Raw genomic sequence first — 26,178 nt, 5'->3', positions numbered from 1 at the left:
CCCACTTAGCAAAGCTTGAAGTGGGGGTTTCTAACGTTTCGACCTAACGGACGATTAACGTCAGGGGAGTTAACACATTAGCGAGCTGTTTCACGCCTAACCCCTCTATCCCATTTGTCCATGCATTTGGGATTACTTTTCGTAAAATGTTAGCCGCAGCATTTACATCTGCATTAATTAAAGTTTTATTTGCTGAACGATATATGCCGCGCTTTATTCGTTTTCCTGAAAAAGTTGTATTTTGGTCATTTTCTCCATACGTTGGAATGAAGTCGTTATCTAGAAAACTTGCTTTCGATGTATATGATTCTTCAGTTACAACAACTTGAATGCCTACAGCATTTGCTTTGTATGTAATCATTTGAATCAGTAAATTGTGCGGGATATGACAAAACGATTGGTTATTTCTTTTTCCCATATTCGTTTCTTGTTTCCAACTTTTGTTTTGACCAATAACGATTTTACAAACTTCTTCTTCTTGAGCTAGTTTTACGATATGGTGACTAACTTTATGGAAGACGTCTTTTATTTTCAAGTAACGTTTTTGATGAAGTTTTTCTATCCTTTTAGAAGTAAAAGGTCCTTCATTCGTTTGTTTTCCATTTCTAAGAATGCTTGTAAAATGACTCTTCATTTTGTTGTAATATTGATTTATGCTTTTGACATGTTTGCCCTTAACAAGGACAGGTTTCATACCTGTGTTTGTTACGATGGTTGCAAGGTTATCAATCCCTAAATCAATACTCATATAACGTGCATTCTCTTCAATTATTTGTTGTTCAGAAGGAACATCAATTACCAATTCCACTACATATTCATTGTATTTTGGAATCACACGAACTTGTTTCAGTTTACCTTCAGTGAAACCTAGTTTCCCAATATTTAATTGCAATTTCGTCTTTGGAAACTTTAAAAATCTATCGTTTTTAATGATGCAATCTTGGTTTGTATACAGAATCTCTTTTTCAGAAGAACGAATATACTTTGGAATCCTAGGCATTCCAAAGTATATTTGTTTGGATTCTTTTTATAGTCTTTTAAACTAGCAAAAAAAGATTTCCAATTTTGGAACAAACCTTTCATGATGGACTGGCTACATTGCGTAGGCAAAGCTCGATAATCATTTTGAATCATAGCCTTAAATAGTGCATCTAGAAAGTTGTAATCTACATAAGGTTTTTCGAAATTAGGTTCTGAAAACAAATTACATGTAATCTCTTTCTGTTCTTCTTTAGGCTTTACTTTCTCTTTTTCCAATTTCTTCTGATAGGCAAGACGTTGTGTGTCATTCATCTTACCAATATTTTTATGAATATGATCCAAAACTTCTTTTTGCAAAGGCTGCAACTCTTTTTCTTGTGTTAATCCAGTGTACACCTGACGTATATAAAAGTTTGTGGTGTTGTACATGTTCTTAGCGTTATGACAACATTCTTGAAAATAAGAATACATACGATGCCCTTTTTTAATCCAAATTTGAAGAGTTTTATAGTTTGATGGATTTTCCTTTGTCATTTTATTCACCTCCTTGTTAAGGATATTATAGCAAAAAAGAACATACATTCCCTTTTTCTTGAAAATAAAATATTTCTTTCAATTCACCTCACCACCTTCACTTACGTTTAGAGGTGGGAGTCCTCTCGAAAGGCATGATAGATTAATACTCTAATATATAAAGGCTGTAGAATACATCATTCTACAGCCTTTTTTTGTGCTCATACGGGACAAATTTCATGACATAAGGTAATAATGTATGCCTAAACGTAAGGAGGATTAAAATGAATAACCTTCCAATTCATGCAAAACTTAAAGTAAATAAGGATACTTTCTTCCTCCCCGACTCAAACGGGGGTGTCTATTTTCGAAATAATGCCAGTTCATTTCGTATGGACGGTGATGGAATTTACAACTGGATTGAAAAATTAATGCCAATGTTTAACGGTAATTACACTTTAGCAGAAATAACCGACGGTCTCCCTCTCCCCTATCAAAATCGTGTATTTGAAATCGGAGAGATTTTATATGAAAATGGCTTCGTTCGGGATGTAAGTCAAGATGCACCTCATGAATTAAATAGCGCATTACTTGATAGATACGCTTCACAAATTGAATTTTTAGAAGCTGATTCTCATTCAGGCGCTCTAAAATTCGAAACGTATCGCGCGGCAAACGTCCTAATAATTGGTTCTGGAGATATGCTTACTTCCTTAGTTTCTTCTTTATTAGAATCTGGTTTACCTACATTTCATTACCTCGTTACAGATCGGGATGAAACAAACTATGACAGAATACATGAGCTAATAGAACGTGCATATGAAGTTGATAACAGTGTACTCCTTCAAGAAATCGATACTACAATTGACCGTCCCTTGCATGAAGTATTCGAACCTTTTGATTGGATTTTATATGTTTCTCAAAACGGAGACATTGACGGTTTAAAAACAGTTCACACTATTTGTAGAGAAACGAAAAAGAATTTCATACCAGCTATTTGTTTATCAACACTCGGTATAGCTGGACCTGTCGTAACAGAAAATCGTGATGAATGCTGGGAATCCGCATGGCATCGGCTACATGAAACGACTTTGCAAAATGAAAATTCATCGGATTCCTTCTCACCAATTACATCTGCCATGTTAGCAAATGTAATCGTTTTTGAATTGTTTAAACATGTCGCGGATGATTCACATCGAGAAAAGAATCCACAATTCTTTTTATTAAATTATGAAACACTCGAAGGAACATGGCATCCTTTTATAAAACATCCTCTCGCAACTGATGAAAGTTTTACAATTAATACGATAGAAAATCTTTCTGAACAACTTGAGCATCGGTCTAGCGAACATACTTCAACTGATTTATTCCGTTTTTTCGATTCATTAACTTCTAAAGAAACTGGTATATTCCATGTGTGGGATGAACAAGATTTATATCAATTACCGTTATCACAATGCCATATTCAAGTAGCTACTCCATTATCAGATGGTCCTGCTTCCCTCCTGCCTCTTATGACGTGTGGTGGTTTGACTCATAATGAAGCGCGCCGAGAAGCTGGTTTAGCAGGAATTGAAACATATGTAGCGGAAATTATGCACCGCCTTATTCCTGAACATAACGATATCGGTATTGGCGCTGGAGAAACGATGACAGAAGGTGTATACCGGGCGCTACAACAACATTTAAATAATAAATTGTATGAGCGGCAGTCACATATGCTAGAAGAAATTACGACGGTCGATTTAACCGAAATTCATGATAAACATTGTAGATTTTATTACGATGCTCTCGCTACAATTCATGAAACTCCTAAAATAGCAATGAGTGAAGAGATTCTCAGCTTCCCAGTCGTTTGGGTCGGTATAAATAATCGATGGTACGGTGCATCTAATATAAATATGACGTTAGCGTTACGAAACGCACTACAACTATCACTTCTTCACATTCAAAATGAAGAAACTCCTTACAGAGCTAATATTTTACCTGAATCATCTATTATTTTATGTGACACAGATTCTTTTAGAGTGGAAATACAAGCGGAAGAAGGAACTCCAAGTGTGCAATCTTTACAGCTTGCCTTACAACATTTAGAAGAACATAATTTTTATCCATTCGTGTTTGATTTAGCGATTGAATCATTTTTGAAAGAAAACCTAGATGGTGTGTACGGGGTATTAATTGCAAAGGAGGACGGTCTATGAGTCAAAATATATTGCTTATAGGAGATGGCCTACTTGCAGACTATGTACATGATCAATTATACGAACAATATTCCATCACTCGCCAACATACAATTGCAGACGAACTCCCTGAAAATATCGAGCTCGCTCTCGTATTACATGACGGCTCTCCTTCTACTATTCATCATGATGCTGAGCTAATTTTTCGTTCCAATCATATTCCGTGGCTACGTGCGTTTACTTCATTTGGTGAAGGCATCATCGGTCCTTACATTCATCCCCTTGCAGAGGGATGTACCCATTGCGCCGATGGACGACGCTTTATCGCTGGATTTGATCAACAAGAAATGTGGGAACTACAGCGGAAATATGCCGTAAAAGAAGAGAACTTGACGAGGCGCGATGTACGCGCCACTCAAAATGGCATTCTGCAAATGTGTCATCTTATTCGTGCAGAAACAGAGAAAATATTAACTCATAATCATTCTTCATTAGAAAATAAACTCCTTTTACTCAACTTACAAACACTACAATGTACGCGACATTCTTTTCTTCCAGATCCGCTCTGCCCTGTATGTAGCAATTTACCTGATGATACGGCAGATGCAGCAGAGATTTCTTTACAACCGAGCTTAAAAACAAGTGATGCGACATATCGCTGTCGTTCCATTCATGAACTCAACACATTTTTAACGAGAGATTATTTAGATTATCGGGTCGGTATGTTAAACGGAAAAATGCAGCATTCTTTATTACCGTTTGCTGACGTTATTATAAACATGCCGTTAATGTTTGGAAATGAAGGTGTTGCAGGTCGAACTCATTCATTTGCAATGAGTGAAGCGACTGCTATTTTAGAAGGTTTAGAACGATATTGTGGTATGTCACCTCGAGGAAAAAAGACAAATGTACACGGTAGTTTTCGTGAGTTAGAGGATCATGCACTTAATCCCCTCTTGCTCGGTGTACATACAAATGAACATTATAATCGTAATAGTTTTCCGTTTAAACCGTTTGATCCTGAATATGAACAAAACTGGGTATGGGGCTACTCTTTATTACAAAACCGGCCACTTTTAGTTCCTGAATCAATTGCTTATTATAGCCTCGGTCATCGAGATGCTTTCGTGTATGAAACATCAAATGGATGTGCAATTGGTGGTAGTTTAGAAGAAGCAATTTTTCACGGCATTTTAGAAATTGTAGAGCGTGACGCCTTTTTGCTCACTTGGTATGCCGAATTACCTCTCCCCCGCCTTGATCTTAGTTCAGCAAATGATACGGAATTACAATTAATGATTCAGCGACTGTACACGATTACTGGGTATGAGTTACATGCTTTTAATGCAACGATGGAACACGGTATCCCAAGCTTATGGGTAATTGCGAAAAATACGCGTGAAAATGGAATGAACGTTGTTTGTGCGGGAGGCTCTCATTTGGACCCAGTCCGCGCTTTAAAGAGTGCCATCCATGAAATAGCAGGCATGTTACTAATAGCAGACGATGAACTCGAACAAAAAAGAGAGCATTACGAAAACTGCTTACACAATCCTTATCTCGTTAATAAAATGGAAGACCATAGTATGCTGTACGGATTAAAAGAAGCAGAAGAACGTCTTCACTTTCTTTTACGTGACGATGCCCCGGTGCAATCGTTCCAAGAAATGAATGCATTACAATCAGTTGATCTAGATTTAACATCCGATCTTCATCAACTTTTAAACCGTCTGCAGCAATCTGGACTTGACGTAATCGTTGTAGATCAAACAGTACCTCTTATAGAAAAAAACGGATTATATTGTGTAAAAGTCATTATTCCAGGCATGCTACCGATGACGTTCGGCCACCATCTCACTCGGGTTACAGGACTAGATAGAGTATATACTGTGCCGATGACACTTGGATATACAAACGAACCTTTAACAAATGAACAATTAAATCCACATCCGCATCCGTTTCCATAGTAAAGGAGGGATTTCATGCAGCTAGATAATTTTTTACATCATCTCCATTTTTCTATTGATGAAATTATGCCGAATCATGAAGTGGATTGGGAAGATGCACCGCTTCCTTATAAAATATATCGAAATGTACCTATCATTCCTCTCTCTTTAGAAATCCCATTATCTTTACCTAACCCTTCTACTACACCTACTTTGGAGGAAATTGGTCATTATCTTTGGTATTCATTTGGTTTAACACAATTGTGCCAGCTAAATAGCGAGAAAATTTTATTCCGAAGATCTATCCCTTCAGGCGGCGCTTTATATCCAAATGAATTGTATATATATTTAAAGATTGATGATTATCCAGACGGCATTTACCATTACGACGCCGCGCATCACCGGCTTGTTTTACTTCGTGAAGGGAATTTTGATTCTTATATTACAGAAGCACTTGGCAATCGTTGTAACTTACATTCTTGTTTTGGTGCTGCATTCATATCCACTATGTTTTGGAAAAACTACTTTAAATACAATAACTTTTCGTATCGGCTTCAAGGGTTAGATAGTGGTGTTCTCATCGGTCAATTACTTGCATGTGCCAAACAATTTGGTTACACAAATGGCGTATATTTTCAGTTTCTAGACCGGGCAATGAATCATTTACTCGGACTGTCAGAAGGCGAAGAAAGTGTGTATGCTGTTGTTCCTTTAAGTACAGAACCACAAACTAATTGGTTTCACAATGATTACTGTGAAAATAAAACAGTTACTTCTCATGAGTTGTTACAGCAAATTCCGCCGCTCGCACACGAACATTTCGTTCGCTCAAAACATGTAAATGAATATCCAATGATAACAAAAATAAATGAAGCTTCTATGGTTGAATCGACAGCACACTTCCAAACACTACATCATGAAGAGCACTATCAACATCATGCGCACGCTGTACAGTTGCCGCAAGTAGAACGGTTATCTTATGATTTCTTACAACTTTGCAAAGAACGGTATTCCCCTGATGCTGACTTTACTCTAACAAAATGGGATGCAGCCGAGCTCGCTACTTTACTACAAGAAGCTAGTCTCTCCTTCCCTTATTACAACGACCTTGATGGTCAGTATGTAAATGAAAATGCACGGGTCTCATTATATGGATGTTTTTATAACGTAAAAGATATAGAAAACGGCGCTTATTCTTATAACAGCAAAAATCATTCCATACAGCCACTTCGATATGGAGACCTTCGTTATCCCCTTCAATCCAGTATGACGATGGATAACGTAAATCTTTTTCAAGTACCGCTTTGCCTACATGTAGTCGGAAAGAAAGATTACTATACAAATGCATTAGGCTATAGAGGATACCGTATTCACCAAATGGAAGCTGGTATACTCGTTCATAAACTCGTTTTTGCAGCGACCGCGATGGGGATGGGCGGGCATCCTTTACTTAGTTTTGATACAAATTCATGTGATCAGTTGTACGGGATAGATGCTGGAAATGAAACGTCACTTATTCAAATTCCTGTTGGAGCGTATCGAGCGCGGAATTGGTTAAAAGGGGATTTACGTATTTAGAAGCACGCCGGCTATCGGCGTGCTTTTTTAAAGGACTTAATTTATAAAAAACGAAATGAGTATATATATTCTTACATAAAAGGAGAGTTTAACTTGAGCATTTTACAACGATTAATTCAGCAAGCAAAAAACCCACGCGGGACAATTGGTTCTTCCATGCTTTGTATTATGAACGCTGCACATACGAGACTCACAAATTGGGCATTACAGAAAGTACATATAAAGACAGATGCAATCATATTAGATATCGGTTGTGGCGGAGGTAAAACGATACACACTCTTTCAAAACGAACTCCACTTGGAAAAATATATGGGATTGATTACTCCGATCAAGCTGTAAAGAATTCTATACAGACGAATATAAAAGATGTTCAAAAACAAAAAGTCATTGTTCAACAAGCAAGCGTTTCTTCTATCCCTTACAATACAAACTTCTTCGATCTCATAACCGCTTTTCAAACACACTACTTTTGGCCTGATGTGGAACAAGATATAATAGAAGTATTTCGCGTCTTACAGCCGAATGGATCTTTTTTATTAGTAGCTGAAACTTTCAAAGTTCAATATCATATGGAGAAATGGAAAACAAATGAAGAATTAATAAACCTATTTTATAAAACAGGATTTACAAGTGTGAAATGCTACGAAGAAAGAGGGTGCCTTTGTGTAATAGGAATTAAGTAAAAAGCAGCCCCTTTGAGGTCTGCTTTTTTACTAGATTAACTTAAAAATACTCTTAATTTGTCTCGCGAATAACCAATTTTTCGTACCGTAGTTATCATTTAAACTATCTAAATTGATAGATTGTCCATTAGCAAACTTTAATTCTAACGTTGTATTTTTGTCATTTGTTTTTAAGTTGCTATGTGTAATTGCTTCATACTTTAATTTTTCGATTTCAACATATTCATCTTTTTCTTGTCCGATCACGACATGGTCTTGGAAGAAGAACAATACTTCTACTTTCTTACCGAAACAAAATACATTTTTCGTATAAATTAATGTCGCATTATCAAGTCCGACACATACTTCTTTCATCTCTTCCACAACGTTTCCAAAGTCTTCTTCATGTCTTGCGTTTGATTCAGCAATCCATTCTTCAATTGTTTTCATGTTAATTGCCATACTGTGCCCCCTGGTTCGTTCATTGCTTTGTTTAAAAAATAAATACTATATGACAATATAAGCCATACGTACTATGTTTTCAAGGGTGAACGGTATATTCAAAATAAAGTTAAATTTCAAAGTAATATACTAGGAGCACCAATCTCATTATATTTTAAACGTTTGAACGAGGCATTCTTCATCATCGATTAACTGTGTTTTTTCATCAAATTCGATGTTTAGCTCCCTATATACTTTCTTCCAAAAAGAAACTGCTGGTATATTTTTCACAAGTTCGATAACGAAATATTGCCCCCGTTTCTCTTTTAGTAAATTCTCAATAACTTGTTTACCAATTCCTTTTCCTTTGTACTGATTCAATATGAAAATGTCATTAATACCAAAGTCGTTTTCCTTCTTCAAAAACGGGCGTTCCAACAATAATAAAAATCCTACAATACAATTTTCAGCTTTTATAAAATACGGAGTGATTCCGTCATTTTCCCAAAACATGTGCAAATCTTCGTATTCAAAAAATCCATTTGCCTCAATCGTTATATTAGGAGTGAATGTAGAGAGGTCATGAAGATATAGTGCGTACAAATTACGTAATATTTCTTTTTCTGATTCTTGAACTGTTTGAAGTGTTACAAACATTTTAAAAATCCCCTTCCCTATATGTAACTATTTCCCCCTTTTTTTATTCGGCAAAAAGGATTATTCCCCTTTAACGAAAAAATAGCACTTAAAAAGTGCTATTCCGCTCGTCTTGCCGCTTGCTGAATTGGATCCCAAACGCTGTTATATGGTGGTGCGTAACTTAAATCGACATCTTCTAACTCGTGAATGCTCATTTTATTGAAAAGTGCCATCGCGATTACATCAATACGTTTATCTACGCCTTCTTCTCCAATTACTTGTCCGCCTAACAATTGTTTCGTGTCAGAACGATAGAGTAATTTCAAATAAAGTGGTTTGGCATTTGGATAATAGCCCGCCATATTTGTCGAATCTACTTTGACTGTTTTATACGGGATATGCAGCCCTTTCGCTTCTTTTTCATTTAAGCCTGTTCTTGCAAGCGTCAAATTCATAAATTTAATAATGCCTGTACCTAACGTTCCTTTAAAGGCTCTTCGTTTATCAAGCATATTCAGTCCAGCAAGTCGACCTTGTTTATTAGCAGTCGTTCCGAGCGGGATATGATCATGAATTCTCTTTATAACGTGGTAATGTGTTGCGCAATCACCAGCTGCATATACGTCTTGCACATTCGTTTGCATATATGCATTTACTTCAATTGCCCCTTTATGATTTGTACGTATATTTGTTCCTTCAAGAAAATCAGTATTTGGCTTCACTCCAACAGATACTAAAACAAGATCCGCTTTATATGTACCTTTATCTGTTTCAACTGCTTCTACTCGTTCATTTCCTTTAAACGCCTTTACATTTTCATTCGTTAAAATTTCAATATGATGTTTATCTGCTTCTTTATGTATATACTCCGCCATATCTGCATCATAAATCGTACCGATATGATCATTTCGCTCAATCATTCTTACTTTCTTACCAAGTTCGACGAATGTTTCTGCCATCTCCAGTCCAATCGCACCGCCGCCAATAATCGTTACATCTTCAACTTTATTCGTTTCTAACGTTTTTAATATACGCTCAGCATCCGGAATTGTTTTTAAAAGATGAACACCTTGCAAATCTCGACCTTCCCATTCTGGCATAACAGGACGCACTCCAGTCGCAATTAATAATCGATCGTACGGAAATTCAAAAACATCTTTCGTCTTCGTATGCTCTGCGTACACCATTTTCTTTTCCATATCTACTTTCGTTACTTCATGTCGTACTTTCGCATCAATTCCATATTTATCTCGAAACGTCTTTACATTACGCGCGATTAACTTTTCCGTTGAAGCGATAGCACCACTAATGACATACGGTAATCCACACTGAGCGTACGAATAAATTTCACCTTTTTCTAACGTCACAACATTTGCATTCTCATCGTTTCTAACAATTTGCATCGCTGCACTCATACCAGCTGCATCTCCGCCAATAATGACATAGTTCACGTTACCACTCCTTCTTTTTTACATACTCTTTACGTTTTCCATATTTTATAGAAATAACACCTACTTCCATTGTAAAGAAAGAGAATTTCATCTTCAAATTTTGTGCACAAACCTATGCCTGAATAGGTAACTGTCGTGTCTTATAAACAATATGTTTAATATGCTATAACAGTAACAATTGAAAGTAGGTGAAACATACATGTGCGCCGGCCTTCTCGCTCAAACTCCAGAGGAACCGAAAGAACCAAAACCCGCCTTGTCGCTTGATCAAGAATTCTCTATTAACGCAACCATTTATAGTGCTCGTGCTTGGTTATCTAATGATGAAACTTTCCCACAAACGATTTGGAAAGGCTCTCACTTCGCTTCAGCATCACACGCTGGCAAGTCCATCTTACCAATCGGTACTGTAAAAATTTTGAACTTATCTGATGATACAATAACAGTTACTGCATCATCAGAATCAGACGATAATCTCAAAATAGTCGTCCCCCCTCATTCTGAAGGTGTTTTAACATCTAACGCATTATCTGAGGTGCAAGCAAGTACATCAGGAGGTGCAAGTAAAGTCACATTCCTCTTTCATATCTTTTTTTCAAGGGATCCTGGTTCAGATAAAAAACCATAAAAAAGGTACAGTTATGCACTGTACCTTTTTTCACGTGTTCTATTCTCTTGATTTGATTAGTTCAACATTATAAGATTCAATATCCGTTAGCTTTCCTGCAAAATATGGATTTTCTCTATACCAAGACTGCTTTGAAAAATACGCTTGCATGTCTTTCGTTTGAAACATATGTCCATGTCTTGCGTATATTTCGTTTCTCGCTATTTTCAACTGTTCTTTCGATAAATATGCTAAGTCTGCACTCGTTAGTTTTCGAATATCACTATCAGGGAAGATAAAGCCATTATATACATACCGAGTCGTAGCTGGCGGAGTAACATTGTAAACAACTGTTTTTTCCGAGCTCTTCTTCTGGAATGGAAGATTATACGAAGGAAATGCCGTTACCGTTTCTACCTTCGTCGTTTCCCTTCCATTTTCTCCATTTCGTTCTAAATAAATCGTCGCACTTCCATCAGTCGCTACAGGCCCCCACGTAATTTCTTCTCCAACCAGCGCTGTAACTGGCTTTTGATTCACGTACAATGTTGCCCCAGGCACGTTCGTTTGGACAGTAATATATTGACCTTGCAACGTTAAATCTATCGTTACGTTATTTTGACCTTGTTTCATAAGTACAACCTTTTCTTCACGTGATAGTTTCACATAGTCATTTTTATATTCTGCTTGAAACACTTGAGTTCCCGGAAGAAACGGTCCATATTGCTTCTCAAACTTTTTGTCATCTGTTTTATCAATTTCTTTTCCGTTCATTTTTAAAGCTGCACCTTTTTCATTTGAAAGCAACGTCGTATAATACGTCTTTGCTTTCAATTTATACCGATCAAATAAAAAGAAATACTTTCCGTCTTTCGTTAACGAAAAGTCTGTTCTTTCGATTCCGTTCCCTTGTTTTTTATCTATCCTCAAATGTTCTTTCAATTCATTCACGTAGGATGGATTTTCTTTTACATACGAAAAGAGTGGCATTAGACTCTCTCGCGTTACAACAACAGACGGATCATCTGCTGTAACAATCTCAGCTAACTTCTCCCCGTCCTGCTCTTGTAAAATCGTAATCATCCGGTCTACTTGTGCCGACTGCTTATAATACGATGATCCATACAAATAGAGTCCGACAACTGCTATAACAAATAGGGCTAACAGCGTAATGCCAACCTTTGCACCACCACTCATGTTCTTCTTTACTACAGGACTTCCCCTCTTCATCCCACAGTTTTGACAAAATTGCACACCTTCTTCAAACTGAGTCCCACACTTTGTACATACATTCATCCATTCAACCACCTTTTCGTTAGAAGCCAGTTATTCCCTGTGTAAAGGTTTGAATTATCGTGCTAATGTAAGACCACAGTACAATAAATGTTGCAATTCCGATTAAAACATTTGCGATAAGAAGTGTATAAATAGGATCTAATCCGCCGTTATCTAGTTTTACTATAGCGACAATGATACTAATTCCCATATACGTTGTAGCCAACCCTAATAAGATTGGTAAGAAAAAGATTAATAAAAAGCTAAACAGAAAAGAAAGAACTAATATAGCAATAGCTGGCGTTGCTATCGTTCCCCATATACCGAATACTTCAAGAAACGAAAAAGATGCTTTCATCATCTTACCGCTTACAAAAATAATAAATCCGACAAATAAAGTTAAAATTAATAAAAATAAAAAGACCGTTACAGTGTCCAAAAAGAATGTAGGAGTAGATATATCTGGTGCAAATGTTCTCGTAACAGCTGCTGCAGCACTCATCATTCTATAAAAAAGACAGGCTCCTAAAAAACAAATAAGAACAAGACTTACAATTCCATTTCGCACTTCAATATTCCCACTTTTCATAATGGCCGATGGTGATTTAAAAGCATTTTTAAAGAACTGAAAATAGCCACTTGCAAATCGCTTCGCTTGCTCTACCGTTTCATTTGGTCGAGCTTCCTTTGCTGGTGCTACGCGTGCCTGTTGCTCACCTTCTTCCTGTGCACTACTCGCTACTGCTCCCTCCGTTAACGAATGTCCACAATTCCCGCAAAACTTTGCCTCTGTTGCATTTTCTGTATGACACGCCGGACATTTCATTCTCTCATCCCTCCTTAAGCATATACCGTATAGGGTGTTACAAATTCAATATATGACTTTGTACATAAAACATGACTACAAGAAAAAGATTCTGAAATCCTCCTTCCGAAAGAAAATATATGTGCTAGCAATCTTGAAAAAAAATGCTATTATGAAACAGAATAAATAATGTTTTTAACAGATTGGATGAAAGACAATGGAATTGGTAAACTCAATTTTTCAAATACTCCTTACAAGCGTAATCCAATTATTTTCTTTAATTGGCGTTATCATTGTAATTGGCTTTCTATTAGGCTATTTAGAATCACTAACACGGATGTATTGGTCGAGAGCATTTGGAAGAAAAGGGTTCCTTTTGACTGCCTGGATTGGTGTTCCTATTCATGAACTTGGACATGCCATTATGTGCGTACTATTTCGTCATAAAATTGTAGCAACGCAGTTTTTCCCAACAGATACAAGTCAAGGGGCTTTAGGCTACGTACAACATCAATACAATCATAAAAGTGTATATCAACGAATTGGGAACTTCTTTATCGGCATCGGACCTATTATTTCTGGTATTACGGCACTAATCCTTTTAATGCGCTATTTCGTACCAGATTCATATTTCTTATTTAATACAACTCTCGAAAAAACAATCGCTTCTACTTCTATTAATGTAGAAATGGTGCAAAACATGCTCTTATCGACGTTCGTATTATTAAAGAGCTTATTTACAATAAATAATGTATTGAATCCTTCTTTTTGGCTATTTTTATTTATCGCCATTTGTATTTCTGCACATATCGCTTTAAGTAAACCAGATATTAAAGGATCAATAGACGGTGTTATCGTCATGTTTATCGTGTTATTTTTATTCAATATAATAGCAGGACTATTTCAGTACGATAGTAATCAGCTAATTGGACAGGTTATGAAATATAATATGTATCTTATTGCATTTTCTAGTGTGGCACTGCTCTTCTCTTGTATTTCTACACTTGTTAGTTTTGGGTTTTCTAAAATAAGAAGAGGGCGTTCGTTTTGAACGCCCTCTTCTTATTCTCTCAAGATGATTAATGAATTTTTCTCCTATATTCTTTATTTCACCACTAATAACTAGCTTTTGTACATGATCAACTATTCCAACTAAATTCTTAAGAATACACGGGCTGTTCACCTAATAGAAATATTAAATTCTTCCTTTCAAATACTATTCTATACACCAATAATAAACTCAAGAGAAAACTATTTACTTACGTAAAAGCACATCAATATCTTATCTTGAATTTCAAAATACAAATTATTGAAGAGATTGGATATATATTAAAGACCTCGCCATTCCCATAGGATGATGAGGGTTTTTATGCAAATAAAGACACCCTAAGGTGCATTCCGCTCACTTGATAATCACACTTTATTTATTATATAGAGTGTAATTATTCGATTCCGCTCTATATTCATTTTACCATTTATTTAAATATAACTAATTATAAACCTCATTAAGCTTCCAAATGTTTACAATAAAATTATATCAAAAAAACACACAAATAACTAGACTTGTAATTAAAATCTATTAATTATAATATACAAATGTAATCAAGAAAAGAAAAAAGAAGGTGCTTGTATGAAAAGTTTAAAAGTTTTTACAACAGGTGTTGTATTGGCTACTTCATTTGCAACATTTAATAATGCGGTAAATGCAGGAGTACAAAATACAAATCAGAAATTTATCGATATAGAATCTATTGATAAATGGGTTGGAGAAAACCAATTAGTAGCTGAGGAAGGAAATGTATTTGGAGTAGGAAAGCCGAGTTTGCAACGAAAACCAGTAAATACTTATTCTAAAGGTGATACACTAGATTATAAGATCGAAAAGAAGGGTAATAGTATTGAGCAAACAATTACTTTAGCGCCTGAAGATACGAACGCTACTATTAAAATTCCATTTGACTTCCAAGATGGAGAGTATATTCAACTTATTAAAGATGAATACGGCAACTTCAATGGCGCTGGTAACGTTTATAATAAAGAAAATGAATCAATTGCTTTATTATATACGCCACAAATAAAATCTGAACTAGGTGCTACAATCCATGCAGAAGTTTCTGAAGGGAATGTGTTGCAGTTACATGTGGAAGCTAGTGAAGCAAAGGAACCAGTTACAGTGGCTATGAAAGCAAGTGTAAAATATTACAAAGATTATTTCTCAGGTGCTAAGTGGATAACGCGTGATGGTATGATATCACTAAGCATTACGCATAAACCATATTTAACATCTGGAAAAAACAATGCAGAAGTTCTTTCGAGAAGGCATGATAGTTGGGTTAAGTTAAAAGCTGTTCATTCTGGAAATAGTAAATGGAAGAATGAATCAGGATTAAAGAAACAGTATGATTGTCATCATGATACCATTGGTAGTAAGAAAAACCCTTGGAATATTGAACCAAGTAGGCCAAATGTAAGTTATCCACAGACGCTTTTAGCAGCCTGCAATCCAAGTTAAATCTATATTATTTTAGGAGGAATATACTTGGATATTCAAATTTTCACAGAATTAAGACCCGTATTTAAGGTGCTGATTGGTATCTTAATAGCTCTTTCGTATTTAATTTTGATAAATTGTAAAAAAATCAATACTCTATATGTATTTAGTATTTCTGGGATTTGTATATTGGTAGCGGGTCTCTTATATGTAATGTCTGGATTTATAGTAGATGAATACCAAGTTGAGATAGATGGAACAAGCTTATATATGATATTTACTATATTTATTTTGGGTGTTTTAAATGTTTTATTTTACATATTCAAAAATAGAACAAGTAAGTGAATGTATGATATATGATTAATAAATGAGGAGCTTCCTAGAAATTCACTTATGGGTGGCTCTTCATTTTTCAAAAGGACTCAATATATTTAGCAAGAGTGGTGTAACGATGAAAAAAATGATACTGTTTAGTCTTGTAATCATTTCAATTCTGGCTGGTATATTTTTTGTGCAAAAAGGGAATAAAAATCAGAAACTTGAAGTTAGTAAGCTACAGGACGGGAATTATTATCAAAATTCGATTCCAATTAAACAACTAAAGGCAGACCTAATTAATAATGAAAAGCATGTTATATATTTTTATAAGGAAGGTTGCCTATACTGTGAGCAAGTTAGCCCAATTATTGTACCAATGGCAAAAGATAAAAATATCCCAATGAAAGTAATAAATTTAGGGGAATACCCTATAGAGGAGTGGGATAATTTTAGGATAGAAGCAGTCCCTACAATCGTTGAGTATAGAAACGGGAAAGAAAAAAATAGAATTGAGGGAGCGCACAGTGAAACATCTTATAAAGAATGGTTTAATAGTATAAGATAAAATACTGGTTGCCATATATCTTATTTACAATGAAAAGAGCTAGTTCATGTCGAACTAGCTCTTCTCATCACTTATTCCTCTTATAATCACAATGTTCAACCGGAACACGAGCATGTCCCTCTTCATCGGTACACCATGACTGTGACTGGAATGCAAGAAAGATACCGATCCATTTTTCTTCCTTTTCAAAGTGAATGAGTATGCCTCCGTCTTGCCATATACCATTATCACCCTTCCATTTCTCTACATTTCCTTGATTCATATGAATATCGTGTATCCCGTTTCCTGGTTCGAAATGAAAGTAAGAATCAGGTGTATCTTCTTCTGGTCCCCATCTTTCACCAAACGCGTAAATAATTGCTTTTTCTTCTATTGCCCGTTTTATATAACGTTCTATTTTTTCATTTAAATCATTATCTACCCCTGCTTTTTCAGCAGGTAAAGGAATCATTTGTTTTGAGTCAAATAGATTTCCTCTTACATAATCTAGAGCCACTTTCGGTTCATTATTTTTTACTTCCGTAAAACCAAATGGTAATGTCGGTAAAATATGAATCGCCTCTGACCGAATATTGTCGCTCGCAAAATATAAAACTTCTGAAGGGTAACTTTGCGATTTCACGTTAATGGCAATACGATAATCTACTTCTGCTTCGCCTTGTAAATGAACTTGATAATGAGGAGTTTTCCCTTTTCCAATCTTAGATTGTATAACAGTACCTTTTAACACACCATAGTTTTTTAAGGGCATACCTTTCATCTCCTATTCATTTAGTAGAAGCTTTTCATATTTAAGGCATTATCCATATAAAAAGAAAATCCTCCTATGTTAGGAGGATTTTTAATTTCTCAACATATACCAAAAAAGCACCTCTATCACTACAAGTAACACCGCGCCAAAGATCATTAACGTTGTCTTCTTTAATAGTTCATTTTCACGATACGGGATGTTACATAAATACGCGCCTAGCGTAATACGTGACGGGCAAGCGATTGTCGCTACTGATGATGCGGTGTTTTGCAATGTTGTGACGTATTGCCACGGGAGTGCTACATTTTGCGCCGTTTGCATTTGTAGTTTTATGAACATCGCATTTGATCCTGCATTACTACCTGTTAAAAAGCCACCGATTCCGCCGATGAACGGAGCAACGAAAACGAAAAATGTTCCAAATGTGTCACCAGCTGTTTTTGCCAGTAATGCATGCATGCCAGATGCACCCATTAGTTCTGAAATGGCGATAAACATTGTCGTTGTAATCGCAAATGGAATCCATTGTTTTATCGTTTGCGAGAGTGATTGTTTCATAATATGAGATGGAATACGGAAGAAAATGATTGTAAATAAACAAGTCATACCGAGCCAAAATCCTGGTGAATACAGCATTTCTAATTTGTAAGAGTATGATTTTAAATCAAGGACTGCATATGATCTGAATACATCATGCAATGCTGGTACGAGGCGAGAAAGTAAAATACAAACAGTTAAGAATATATAAGGGCTAATAATTTTTAGAATAGATACTTCTCTTTCCGTTGCCGCAGCATGTTCTGTTATTAGATTTTGTTCGTTTTTGCCCTTTAATTTAATGATAAGAAATCCAAATGTAATGGTAACGATAGAACTTAATATACCTGCTAATTCTACGCTTACGTATGCGTTAGAAAGATAGATTCCGAAAGAAAATAATAGAAAGAAACCGAATCCTTCCTTCCACTTTTCAATAACGGCCTGCCAGCCACCAACAACATGTAAAGAAAGAATGACGAAATAAGCAAACATCGGGATACTTAATAGCGCTGTATTTGTACCGAGTGTTGTAAGAGGCATATTGATAAGCTGCGAACCGATAATCGTACCAGTTGCCATTGCCCCCCATGAACTAGCTAGTAAGCCGATAAACGAGAGCAGTACAGCTTGGAACGGTTTATAACCTAATGAAAGAAAAATAGGTGCTGCAACCATAAAGCCGATCCCGAATCCACTTACTGATTCAATTAGTGGGCAAATACCAAAACACATAAGAAGCATTTGTAATAAACGATCATGCGTAACTTCTTCTAGAAAACCTGCTACTTGGTCGATGTACCCCATTTTGTTCATGAGGTGAAATAAAAAAATACCGAAAAATAAAACGTACCCGACAATAAAACAAATTAACCAACCTTTAATCGTTGCATGCACAGTTTCACTTATCCCTAGTTGAAATGTTGACGAGAGTAAAACGATTCCAACAGATACAACGTAAGCAATTAAAGAAGACCTTAATGACGTTTGTTTCAATAAAAATAAACAAATGAAAATCATCATAATTGGGATAAGTGCCAACAATATGGCCATGTTATCATCTCATTTCGTTTAAAATACAATTTTTAACTATTATATAACAGATGTCATAATTTTCAATTGTTTTTACAACAGATTCAAAAAAGGAGCTGTTTAACTCCTTTTTGAATCACTCCCATTTTCTATTATTCTCAAAAACCGTCTGCTGTTCGACTATTTTGTCTAACACAACAAACACAATATAAGCACATATTACTTGCAATACAACATTCCCAAATTTCATTAATTCAAATGAATGGATACATCCAAATAATTCATTTAATAATACAATCGAAACGATACTAAATAATTCTATACTAATCGAAAATATACATATTTCTAAAATAGATTGCTCTTGAATGCGATTTAAGTTGGAAAAGATGAATACATATCCTAAAAATAGAGCCATCAACTCTATTTTTGTCATGCTAATGAGCCAAGCGTATAGTGGTACAGTTAAAAGGAGATATAGTAGTTTACGTCTTAGCATGCTTTCTCACCCTCTAAATTATATGTATTTTCTGTATATTTTAACATTTATTACGTAAAACAAAAAGAAGAGACTTATGCCTCTTCTTTTTGTTTTGTTGCCTGTATTAATTCACATATTTCTTCTCGTTTTTCATTTTCTAACAGTTCAATAATTTTACTTCCAACGACAACTCCGTCACATATTGTAATCATTTCTTCTACATGTTCCTTTGTTGAAATACCGAACCCTGCCACTACCGGTAAATGCGTATGTGATTTTACTTTTTCTAAGTAACTATGAATCTCATCTTTAAAGTTTTGACGTACTCCTGTTACGCCTGCTACTGTAACAGCGTAGACGAACCCTTCTGATTCACTCGTAATTTTCTCGATTCGCTCAATTGGGCTCGTAACGGTAACGAGTGGGATTAGCGCAATGTTCACCTCTTGCAGTAACGGAGCAATAATATTTTGTTCTTCATACGGTAAATCTGGAACGATAATACCGTCCACACCTGCCTCTAAGCATCTCTCAATGAATCGTTCTTTTCCGAATGCGAGTACTGGATTTAAATATGTCATGAGTACAAACGGAATTTGTACTTCTTTTCTTACTTCTGCTAACGCTTGAAAAATGCCCTTTAACGTTACACCTCCATCTAGCGCTCGTTTCCCTGCTCTTTGAATCGTTGGGCCATCTGCGACTGGATCTGAAAACGGGATACCAATTTCAACGATGCTTGCTCCTGCTTCATCAAGAAAACGAATTCTTTCTTTTAATTTTTCAAGGCCTCCATCTCCGCCCATTACGTACGGAATAAATGCTTTCTTGCCATTTTCAAATGCTGCTTTAATTTTTTCGACTCCCATTTTTTACACCTCTTCCATATAACGTTTTATACTCTCTACATCTTTATCACCGCGGCCAGATAAACAAATGACAAGCCCCTCGCCTTTCTTCATTTGCGGCGCTAATTTTAATGCGTATGCGACAGCATGTGAGCTTTCTAACGCCGGAATAATCCCTTCTTTTTTCGTTAATAATTGAAATGCTTCTAACGCTTCTTCGTCTGTTATTGAATGATAAGAAACACGTCCAATATCTTTTAGCAAGCTATGTTCTGGTCCAACCCCTGGATAATCAAGCCCCGCTGAAATAGAATGCGCTTCTTGAATTTGTCCTTCTTCATTTTGCAGAAGGTACATCATTGATCCGTGTAAAACACCAACGCTTCCTTTCGTTAAAGTAGCTGCGTGCTGTTCTGTATGAACGCCTTTCCCTGCTGCTTCTACGCCGTAAAGAGCAACTTCTTCATCGTGTACGAACGGATAAAACATGCCCATCGCATTACTACCACCGCCAATACAAGCCACGACTGCCTCTGGTAACTTTCCTTCTAACGCCTCATATTGTTTTTTCGTTTCTTTCCCAATTACACTTTGGAAATCACGAACAATTTGCGGGAAAGGATGTGGCCCAAGAACAGATCCCATAATGTAGTGCGTATCATGCACATGTGAAACCCAGTAACGAAGCGCCTCGTTTACCGCATCTTTTAATGTTCCACTACCTGCCGCTACACTTTCTACTTTCGCTCCGAGTAATTCCATTCGGAACACATTTAATTTTTGACGTCTCACATCTTCTTCCCCCATAAAGATGACGCATTCTAATCCAAGTAGAGCACATACAGTAGCGGTTGCCACTCCGTGTTGTCCAGCCCCTGTTTCAGCGACAACTTTTTTCTTGCCCATTCGTACTGCAAGAAGTGCCTGACCGATTGTATTGTTAATTTTATGAGCTCCTGTATGGTTCAAATCTTCACGTTTTAAATAAATCTTTGCACCGCCGCAATACTTCGTCATATTTTCAGCGAAATAAAGCGGTGTTTCTCTTCCGACGTACGTTGTTAAATAATGATTTAATTCCTTTTGAAACGCTTCATCTTGCATCGCTTCTTTATATGCTTCTTCTAGTTCTAGTACAGATTGCATTAACGTTTCTGGAACGTATCGTCCTCCGTATATACCGTAATGTCCTTTTTCATCTGGATATGCGTAGTTCATTTGGAACACTCCTTCGCTTTTATAATAAATTGTTTTATTTTCTCTACATCTTTCTTTCCTTCTGTCTCCACTCCGCTACTTACATCGACCATGTATGGCTGAACAGTTCGAATTGCTTCTTCTATATTAAGAGCGTTTAATCCACCAGCTAATATCGTTTTTTTTCGCAATTCTTTGGGCATATGCCCAAGTAGTTCCCATGAAAATGTCTTTCCATTTCCTCCATGAAACTTTTCTTTTGGGCTATCAAATAATATATAATCCGTTTCATACCCTTGAGCGTTTTTCATATCACTCTCTGAAGTTACTCCTAGCGACTTTATAGACGGAATATTCAATCTTCTAATTTGATAATTGTCTTCATCCCCATGTAGTTGCACATGTGTTAACCCGCACTCATCTGCAATTTTCTGGATCACTGCTACTGATTCATTTACGAAAACACCGACCTTTAACACGTGTTCTGGAAGCTCCCCAATAATTTCTTTCGCTAGCCTCGGAGTAATTTCCCGCCTACTTTCAGCAAAAACAAATCCGATTGCATCTGCTCCGTATTCGCAAGCACATTTTGCTGTTTCCATATCAGTGATGCCGCAAATTTTCACTTTCATATATTCACCTTACAATCTTCAAAAAAGCTATTAATAGAAGATGATGTCATAAGTGCCTCTCCAACTAATACACCTTTTGCTCCAGCTCGTTTGACCCGAATAATATCTTCTTTTGAATGAATCCCGCTCTCGCTAATCCAAAGTAATTTCTCCACATTTAATCGTTTTCCAAGCTTTTCTGTTTGGCCTAAATCGACTTCAAATGTTTTTAAATTACGGTTGTTAATACCGATAACGTGCGGATTTAATTGGATCGCAATGTCTAATTCCTGCTCATCATGAACTTCAACAATTGCTTCTAATCCTTTTTCTAATACGTAGCTATACAGCTCTTTTAACTTCTCTTTCGTTAACGCTGCTACGATTAGTAAAATAATATCTGCACCTGCTTCATATGCCCTATCAATTTGAATCTTATCGATTATGAAATCTTTACATAAAAGAGGAATGTTACTTTCTTCTCTTGCCGTTTGTAAATCATGAAAAGATCCTTTAAAAAATTGACCGTCTGTTAAAACAGAAACTGCACCAGCGCCGCATTCTTCATATGTCTTCACTTGTTTTCGTACATCAACGTGTAAATTGATATCTCCTTTTGATGGTGATGCCCGCTTTACTTCTGCGATGACAGTAAACTGCTGTAACGCTTCCACAAGTGAATGTGTCTTTCTTTTTGTTTTTACTGGTGTATATATTTCATATAACTCCGCAACTTCCTTTTTCTTCTGTTCTACAATTTTGTCTAAAATCGTCCCCATTTTAATTCACCCTTTCTAATTTTTCATTGCTTGCTGCAATTAATAAGTTTAATTTGGCTAATGCTTTTCCAGCGTCAATGCTATGTGCCGCGAGTTTAATTCCTTCTTCAATCGTTTCCGTTTTTCCATTTGCGAACAGAGCTAGACCTGCATTTAATAAAACTGTATCGCGATAAACACTCTTTTCTCCGCTCAATACGCCGACTGTAATCTTTGCATTTTCTTTTGAATTCCCCCCTCTAATTTCTTCATTTTTCACGCTTGAAAAACCATACTTTTCTGGATCAATACTCATTTCTACTATTTCATTATCTTTTAAAAGGACTACATGATTTTCTCCTTGCAATGACGCTTCATCTAAAAAACCACTTCCATTTACGACAAGCGCTTGTTTCCGACCTAACTTTTGTAATACTTGTGCAACTGGTAATAACATATCTCGTTTATAAATACCGACAAATTGTGTTTCTAAATTCACTGGATTTGTTAAAGGACCAATTAAATTAAAGATCGTCGGCACGTTTAACTCTTTTCTTATCTTCATAATGCGCCTTAGCGCTGGATGCATCGCTGGTGCAAATAAGAATGCAATGCCCACATGCTCTAATAAATAATCAATTTCGTTTGGCGTACTGCTAATATTTACACCGAGTTCTTCTAATAAATCTGCACTTCCTGTTTTACTAGAAACAGCACGATTACCATGTTTTGCAACCTTTACGCCAGCTCCTGCCAGTACAAATGCTGACGTTGTGCTAATATTAAATGTTTGAGCACCGTCACCACCCGTCCCGCAATTGTCCATTGCTCCTTGTATATGGTTCGAAAACGGCAATGCCTTTTCGCGAAGAGCCCGAACGAGACCGTATATTTCTTCTGCAGTTTCACCTTTCGCTTTCAGTAAGACTAAGAAAGCTGCAATTTCACTTTCTAATATGTTTTCACTTAATAAAAGTAGTCCTGCTTTATACATTTCCTCTTCTGTTAAATGTTGACCCTCCACTAATTTACGAAGATAGTTATTCATACTCTTTCCTCCTCTTTTACTTCTGTTAAAAAGGCACGTATTAACTTTCCCCCTTCTTCTGTTGCGATTGATTCCGGATGAAACTGTAATCCGAAGAGCGGATAATAATTGTGACGGACTGCCATTATTTCTCCGTCGTCCATCGCTGTCGCTAATATGTCAAAACACTCTGGCAAGCTCGTTTGCTCTGCAACAAGGGAATGATAACGCATTGCCGTTAGCGGCTGTGTAGCGTATGAAAAGATTGACGTTCCGTTATGTTTCACACGCGATGTTTTTCCGTGTTTAATACGTTCTGCTCTAACAATGTCTCCTCCAAATGCAGCTATGATCGCTTGGTGGCCAAGACAAATCCCTAATATGGGAACGTTCTTATAAAAATGACGAATCACTTCAATACAAATGCCAGCATCCTCTGGTTTTCCTGGTCCTGGTGAAAGTACAATTCCTTTCGGCTTCATTTCTTCTAATTGTTCTATCGTTATTTGATCATTTCTTACGACAACAATATCTTCTTCGTATTCGCCTAACAGTTGATACAAGTTATATGTGAATGAATCATAATTATCAATCAGTACAATCATTTCATTACCTCCAAAAGCGCTCTCGCTTTATTTAACGTTTCTTCATATTCAGCAACTGGGTCTGAATCGTAGACGATACCCGCTCCTGCCTGAACGTATGCTTTTTCATCCTTTACGACCATCGTTCGAATGGCGAGCGCCATATCAAGATTTCCTGAAAAACTAACGTATCCAACTGCACCGGCGTATACATTTCTTTTTTCAATCTCTAGCTCATTTATAATTTCCATCGCTCTAATTTTCGGAGCGCCTGAAACTGTCCCTGCTGGTAAACAATACGCTAATGCATCAAATCCACTCATTTGTTTTCGCAATGTTCCGTAAACTTCAGATACAATGTGCATAACGTGAGAATATTTTTCTACATTCATATATTTATCTATCGTAACTGAGCCAATTTCACTTACTCTACCAATATCATTCCGCCCAAGATCCACAAGCATCATATGCTCTGCTCGTTCTTTCTCATTTTCTAACAGTTCTTTTTCAATTTCCGCATCTTCCTGCTTCGTTTTCCCTCTCGGCCTCGTACCGGCAATTGGGTTCGTCATCACTTTATCGTCTCTTACCGATAACAAACTTTCCGGCGAAGAACCGAGTACAACATAATCTTGAAAATCGATATAGAACATATATGGTGATGGATTGGCAATTCGAAGTTTTCGATATAACGCGAACGGATCCCCAATACATTCACTTTGCAAACGCTGCGATAATACAACTTGGAATATGTCCCCGGCTCGAATGTGTTCTTTCGCCGTTTCTACCATCGCGCAAAATTCTTTTTCCGTTATAGAAGAAGTGAATGATAATGTTGATTTTATTTCAGTTACTTCAGCTTCTTCTCCCTGTAGCAATTCCTCTTTGTATACTCGCAGCCTTTCGTATACTTCTTCATAAGAAGCTACATCATCTTCCCTGCATATATATACAAATGATAATTTTTGGCGTAAGTGGTCATACACGATAAACTCACGGTACAGTAAAAGGTGTACTTCTGGAATATTCAATGGATCGTGTAAATCCGCTCCAATGTTTTCATACTGTCGAATGACGTCATAGCCAATATAACCAACTGCTCCTCCGCAAAATGGAAACGGACTGTCTACTTGTGTTGACGCGATTACTTCTTCTAACACTTGTAGTACGTTACCTTGCAACTCTTCTGTTTGACCGTAAATCGTTCGTTCCACTTCTGTACCGATACTTTTCACTTCACCATACGGATTACATCCTAAGTAAGAATAGCGTCCTTTATCTTGATGAAGTTGTGAGCTTTCTAATAAGAACCTCTTCTTACCTTTCATACGTCTATATAAAGAAATTGGCGTAATGCTATCTCCTTCTTCTTCAGCGATTACTAAAAATGTTTTTCTTTGTTCTTTCTGTTTTATAAATTCCTCTTTTGTCATCATGTCTTTCACCTCATCCTGAAAAATAAAAAAGTCCTCTACATATCGAAAATATGTAGAGGACGATAAATTTACCGTGGTACCACCTCATGTTGGACGCAAAAGCATCCCGCTTTATTCAGGTACAAAATATATACCTTATCCTTGTAACGGCGGAACCCGGGTTGCCTACTGAAAATAATTGTTCAGCATACCTCTCGTAAGCCCATTCCGCATATGGCACCGCACCGGGCTCCCACCTATTCCCGGCTCTCTGTAACGTCTCCAATACACGTACTCTTCTTACTTAAACGATTTCATTTATTTAATTTTTTATACACAAAAAGGGAGTACTCATCCTATAGAAAGGACGGGTACTCCCGTGGTGCCACCTTAATTCGTTACGAATGTAACGCACTTTACCGTATCAAAAACAATACGTGTCTCTTGTATCGATGAGATCATGTCGCCAAAGCCTACTTCTTTC

General features: G+C 36.5%; 24 protein-coding genes, 1 pseudogene and 2 other annotated features (1 of these 27 running past the window's edge). Of the genes and pseudogenes, 9 read left to right on the top strand and 16 right to left on the bottom strand.

Annotated features, from left to right (window positions below):
* Window positions 1–43: 43 nt before the first annotated feature.
* Window positions 44–1,515 (bottom strand): annotated as a pseudogene (locus tag ATN06_RS06580) (RNA-guided endonuclease InsQ/TnpB family protein).
* Window positions 1,516–1,778: 263 nt separating this feature from the next.
* Here ATN06_RS06580 and ATN06_RS06575 point away from each other — a divergent pair.
* The 4 genes from ATN06_RS06575 (at window position 1,779) to ATN06_RS06560 (ending at window position 7,885) form a co-directional block, all read left to right on the top strand.
* Entirely contained in the window at window positions 1,779–3,698 is a 1,920-nt protein-coding gene (locus ATN06_RS06575; protein ID WP_060630005.1) for a putative thiazole-containing bacteriocin maturation protein, read from the top strand.
* On the top strand, window positions 3,695–5,644 hold the full coding sequence (locus tag ATN06_RS06570) for a TOMM precursor leader peptide-binding protein (RefSeq protein ID WP_060630004.1): 1,950 nt from the start codon (window positions 3,695–3,697) through the stop codon (window positions 5,642–5,644). The genes ATN06_RS06575 and ATN06_RS06570 overlap by 4 nt, the downstream gene beginning before the upstream one ends.
* 15 nt (window positions 5,645–5,659) lie before the next feature.
* Window positions 5,660–7,201: a SagB family peptide dehydrogenase gene (locus tag ATN06_RS06565; protein WP_060630003.1), complete on the top strand. Its 1,542-nt coding sequence runs from the start codon at window positions 5,660–5,662 to the stop codon at window positions 7,199–7,201.
* A gap of 93 nt (window positions 7,202–7,294) precedes the next feature.
* Entirely contained in the window at window positions 7,295–7,885 is a 591-nt protein-coding gene (locus tag ATN06_RS06560; RefSeq protein WP_060630002.1) for a class I SAM-dependent methyltransferase, read from the top strand.
* Window positions 7,886–7,915: 30 nt separating this feature from the next.
* Here ATN06_RS06560 and ATN06_RS06555 read toward each other — a convergent pair whose 3' ends face one another.
* The 3 genes from ATN06_RS06555 to ATN06_RS06545 all read right to left on the bottom strand — a co-directional run bounded on the left by ATN06_RS06555 (window position 7,916) and on the right by ATN06_RS06545 (window position 10,395).
* Window positions 7,916–8,326 carry a DUF3908 family protein gene (locus ATN06_RS06555; protein ID WP_060630001.1) on the bottom strand — a complete coding sequence of 137 codons (411 nt, stop codon included), beginning with the start codon at window positions 8,324–8,326 and terminating at the stop codon, window positions 7,916–7,918.
* 147 nt (window positions 8,327–8,473) lie between these two features.
* Window positions 8,474–8,962: a GNAT family N-acetyltransferase gene (locus tag ATN06_RS06550; protein WP_060630000.1), complete on the bottom strand. Its 489-nt coding sequence runs from the start codon at window positions 8,960–8,962 to the stop codon at window positions 8,474–8,476.
* Between the two features lie 98 nt (window positions 8,963–9,060).
* Window positions 9,061–10,395, bottom strand: a complete 1,335-nt coding sequence (locus tag ATN06_RS06545) for a CoA-disulfide reductase (protein ID WP_060629999.1) — start codon at window positions 10,393–10,395, stop codon at window positions 9,061–9,063.
* Window positions 10,396–10,594: 199 nt separating this feature from the next.
* On the opposite strand from ATN06_RS06545, the gene ATN06_RS06540 reads away from it, so the two are divergent.
* The gene (locus tag ATN06_RS06540; protein WP_060629998.1) at window positions 10,595–11,023 is read left to right on the top strand and encodes a hypothetical protein; all 429 of its coding nucleotides are present in this window, start codon (window positions 10,595–10,597) and stop codon (window positions 11,021–11,023) included.
* 39 nt (window positions 11,024–11,062) lie between these two features.
* On the opposite strand, the gene ATN06_RS06535 is transcribed toward ATN06_RS06540, so the two are convergent.
* Complete coding sequence (locus ATN06_RS06535) at window positions 11,063–12,298, bottom strand: TcaA 3rd/4th domain-containing protein (RefSeq protein ID WP_060629997.1); 1,236 nt, start codon at window positions 12,296–12,298, stop codon at window positions 11,063–11,065.
* A 19-nt stretch (window positions 12,299–12,317) separates the two neighbouring features.
* Window positions 12,318–13,103: a zinc ribbon domain-containing protein gene (locus ATN06_RS06530; RefSeq protein WP_060629996.1), complete on the bottom strand. Its 786-nt coding sequence runs from the start codon at window positions 13,101–13,103 to the stop codon at window positions 12,318–12,320.
* Window positions 13,104–13,299: 196 nt separating this feature from the next.
* Between ATN06_RS06530 and ATN06_RS06525 the strand changes: the two genes are divergently transcribed.
* The 4 genes from ATN06_RS06525 (at window position 13,300) to ATN06_RS06510 (ending at window position 16,456) form a co-directional block, all read left to right on the top strand.
* A complete protein-coding gene (locus ATN06_RS06525; protein ID WP_060629995.1) occupies window positions 13,300–14,133 on the top strand; it encodes a hypothetical protein in 834 nt (277 codons plus the stop codon).
* Window positions 14,134–14,712: 579 nt separating this feature from the next.
* Window positions 14,713–15,594: a DUF2599 domain-containing protein gene (locus ATN06_RS06520; protein ID WP_060629994.1), complete on the top strand. Its 882-nt coding sequence runs from the start codon at window positions 14,713–14,715 to the stop codon at window positions 15,592–15,594.
* A gap of 27 nt (window positions 15,595–15,621) precedes the next feature.
* Window positions 15,622–15,918: a hypothetical protein gene (locus ATN06_RS06515; RefSeq protein WP_060629993.1), complete on the top strand. Its 297-nt coding sequence runs from the start codon at window positions 15,622–15,624 to the stop codon at window positions 15,916–15,918.
* Window positions 15,919–16,024: 106 nt separating this feature from the next.
* Window positions 16,025–16,456: a thioredoxin family protein gene (locus tag ATN06_RS06510; protein WP_234415825.1), complete on the top strand. Its 432-nt coding sequence runs from the start codon at window positions 16,025–16,027 to the stop codon at window positions 16,454–16,456.
* A 67-nt stretch (window positions 16,457–16,523) separates the two neighbouring features.
* Here the strand turns inward: ATN06_RS06510 and ATN06_RS06505 are convergent, their stop codons facing one another.
* From ATN06_RS06505 to trpE, 10 genes are all read right to left on the bottom strand, one after another.
* Window positions 16,524–17,207, bottom strand: coding sequence for a DUF2278 family protein (locus tag ATN06_RS06505; protein ID WP_060629991.1), 684 nt, complete (start codon window positions 17,205–17,207; stop codon window positions 16,524–16,526).
* Window positions 17,208–17,297: 90 nt separating this feature from the next.
* On the bottom strand, window positions 17,298–18,797 hold the full coding sequence (locus ATN06_RS06500; protein ID WP_060629990.1) for an L-lactate permease: 1,500 nt from the start codon (window positions 18,795–18,797) through the stop codon (window positions 17,298–17,300).
* Window positions 18,798–18,912: 115 nt separating this feature from the next.
* Window positions 18,913–19,272 (bottom strand): DUF4029 domain-containing protein, encoded by a 360-nt coding sequence (locus tag ATN06_RS06495; RefSeq protein ID WP_060629989.1) that lies wholly within the window; start codon window positions 19,270–19,272, stop codon window positions 18,913–18,915.
* A gap of 74 nt (window positions 19,273–19,346) precedes the next feature.
* Window positions 19,347–20,123: a tryptophan synthase subunit alpha gene (gene trpA, locus ATN06_RS06490; protein ID WP_060629988.1), complete on the bottom strand. Its 777-nt coding sequence runs from the start codon at window positions 20,121–20,123 to the stop codon at window positions 19,347–19,349.
* A gap of 3 nt (window positions 20,124–20,126) precedes the next feature.
* Entirely contained in the window at window positions 20,127–21,320 is a 1,194-nt protein-coding gene (trpB, locus tag ATN06_RS06485) for a tryptophan synthase subunit beta (protein ID WP_060629987.1), read from the bottom strand.
* Complete coding sequence (locus ATN06_RS06480; protein WP_060629986.1) at window positions 21,317–21,931, bottom strand: phosphoribosylanthranilate isomerase; 615 nt, start codon at window positions 21,929–21,931, stop codon at window positions 21,317–21,319. The genes trpB and ATN06_RS06480 overlap by 4 nt, the downstream gene beginning before the upstream one ends.
* On the bottom strand, window positions 21,928–22,689 hold the full coding sequence (trpC, locus tag ATN06_RS06475; protein WP_060629985.1) for an indole-3-glycerol phosphate synthase TrpC: 762 nt from the start codon (window positions 22,687–22,689) through the stop codon (window positions 21,928–21,930). The genes ATN06_RS06480 and trpC overlap by 4 nt, the downstream gene beginning before the upstream one ends.
* A gap of 1 nt (window position 22,690) precedes the next feature.
* Window positions 22,691–23,716, bottom strand: a complete 1,026-nt coding sequence (trpD, locus tag ATN06_RS06470) for an anthranilate phosphoribosyltransferase (protein ID WP_060629984.1) — start codon at window positions 23,714–23,716, stop codon at window positions 22,691–22,693.
* Window positions 23,713–24,300 (bottom strand): aminodeoxychorismate/anthranilate synthase component II, encoded by a 588-nt coding sequence (locus tag ATN06_RS06465; RefSeq protein WP_060629983.1) that lies wholly within the window; start codon window positions 24,298–24,300, stop codon window positions 23,713–23,715. Before ATN06_RS06465 ends, trpD begins: the two co-directional genes overlap by 4 nt.
* Window positions 24,297–25,715: an anthranilate synthase component I gene (gene trpE, locus ATN06_RS06460; RefSeq protein WP_060629982.1), complete on the bottom strand. Its 1,419-nt coding sequence runs from the start codon at window positions 25,713–25,715 to the stop codon at window positions 24,297–24,299. Before trpE ends, ATN06_RS06465 begins: the two co-directional genes overlap by 4 nt.
* 52 nt (window positions 25,716–25,767) lie before the next feature.
* Window positions 25,768–26,012, bottom strand: a binding site (T-box leader).
* 42 nt (window positions 26,013–26,054) lie between these two features.
* Window positions 26,055–26,178 (bottom strand) — a binding site (T-box leader); it runs 114 nt beyond the window's last position.

The organism is Bacillus thuringiensis (genome assembly GCF_001455345.1).
Taxonomy (GTDB): Bacteria; Bacillota; Bacilli; order Bacillales; family Bacillaceae_G; genus Bacillus_A; species Bacillus_A thuringiensis_N.
The sequence above is the reverse complement of the archived record's forward strand: the minus strand, read 5'-3'. Positions and strand labels throughout refer to the sequence as shown.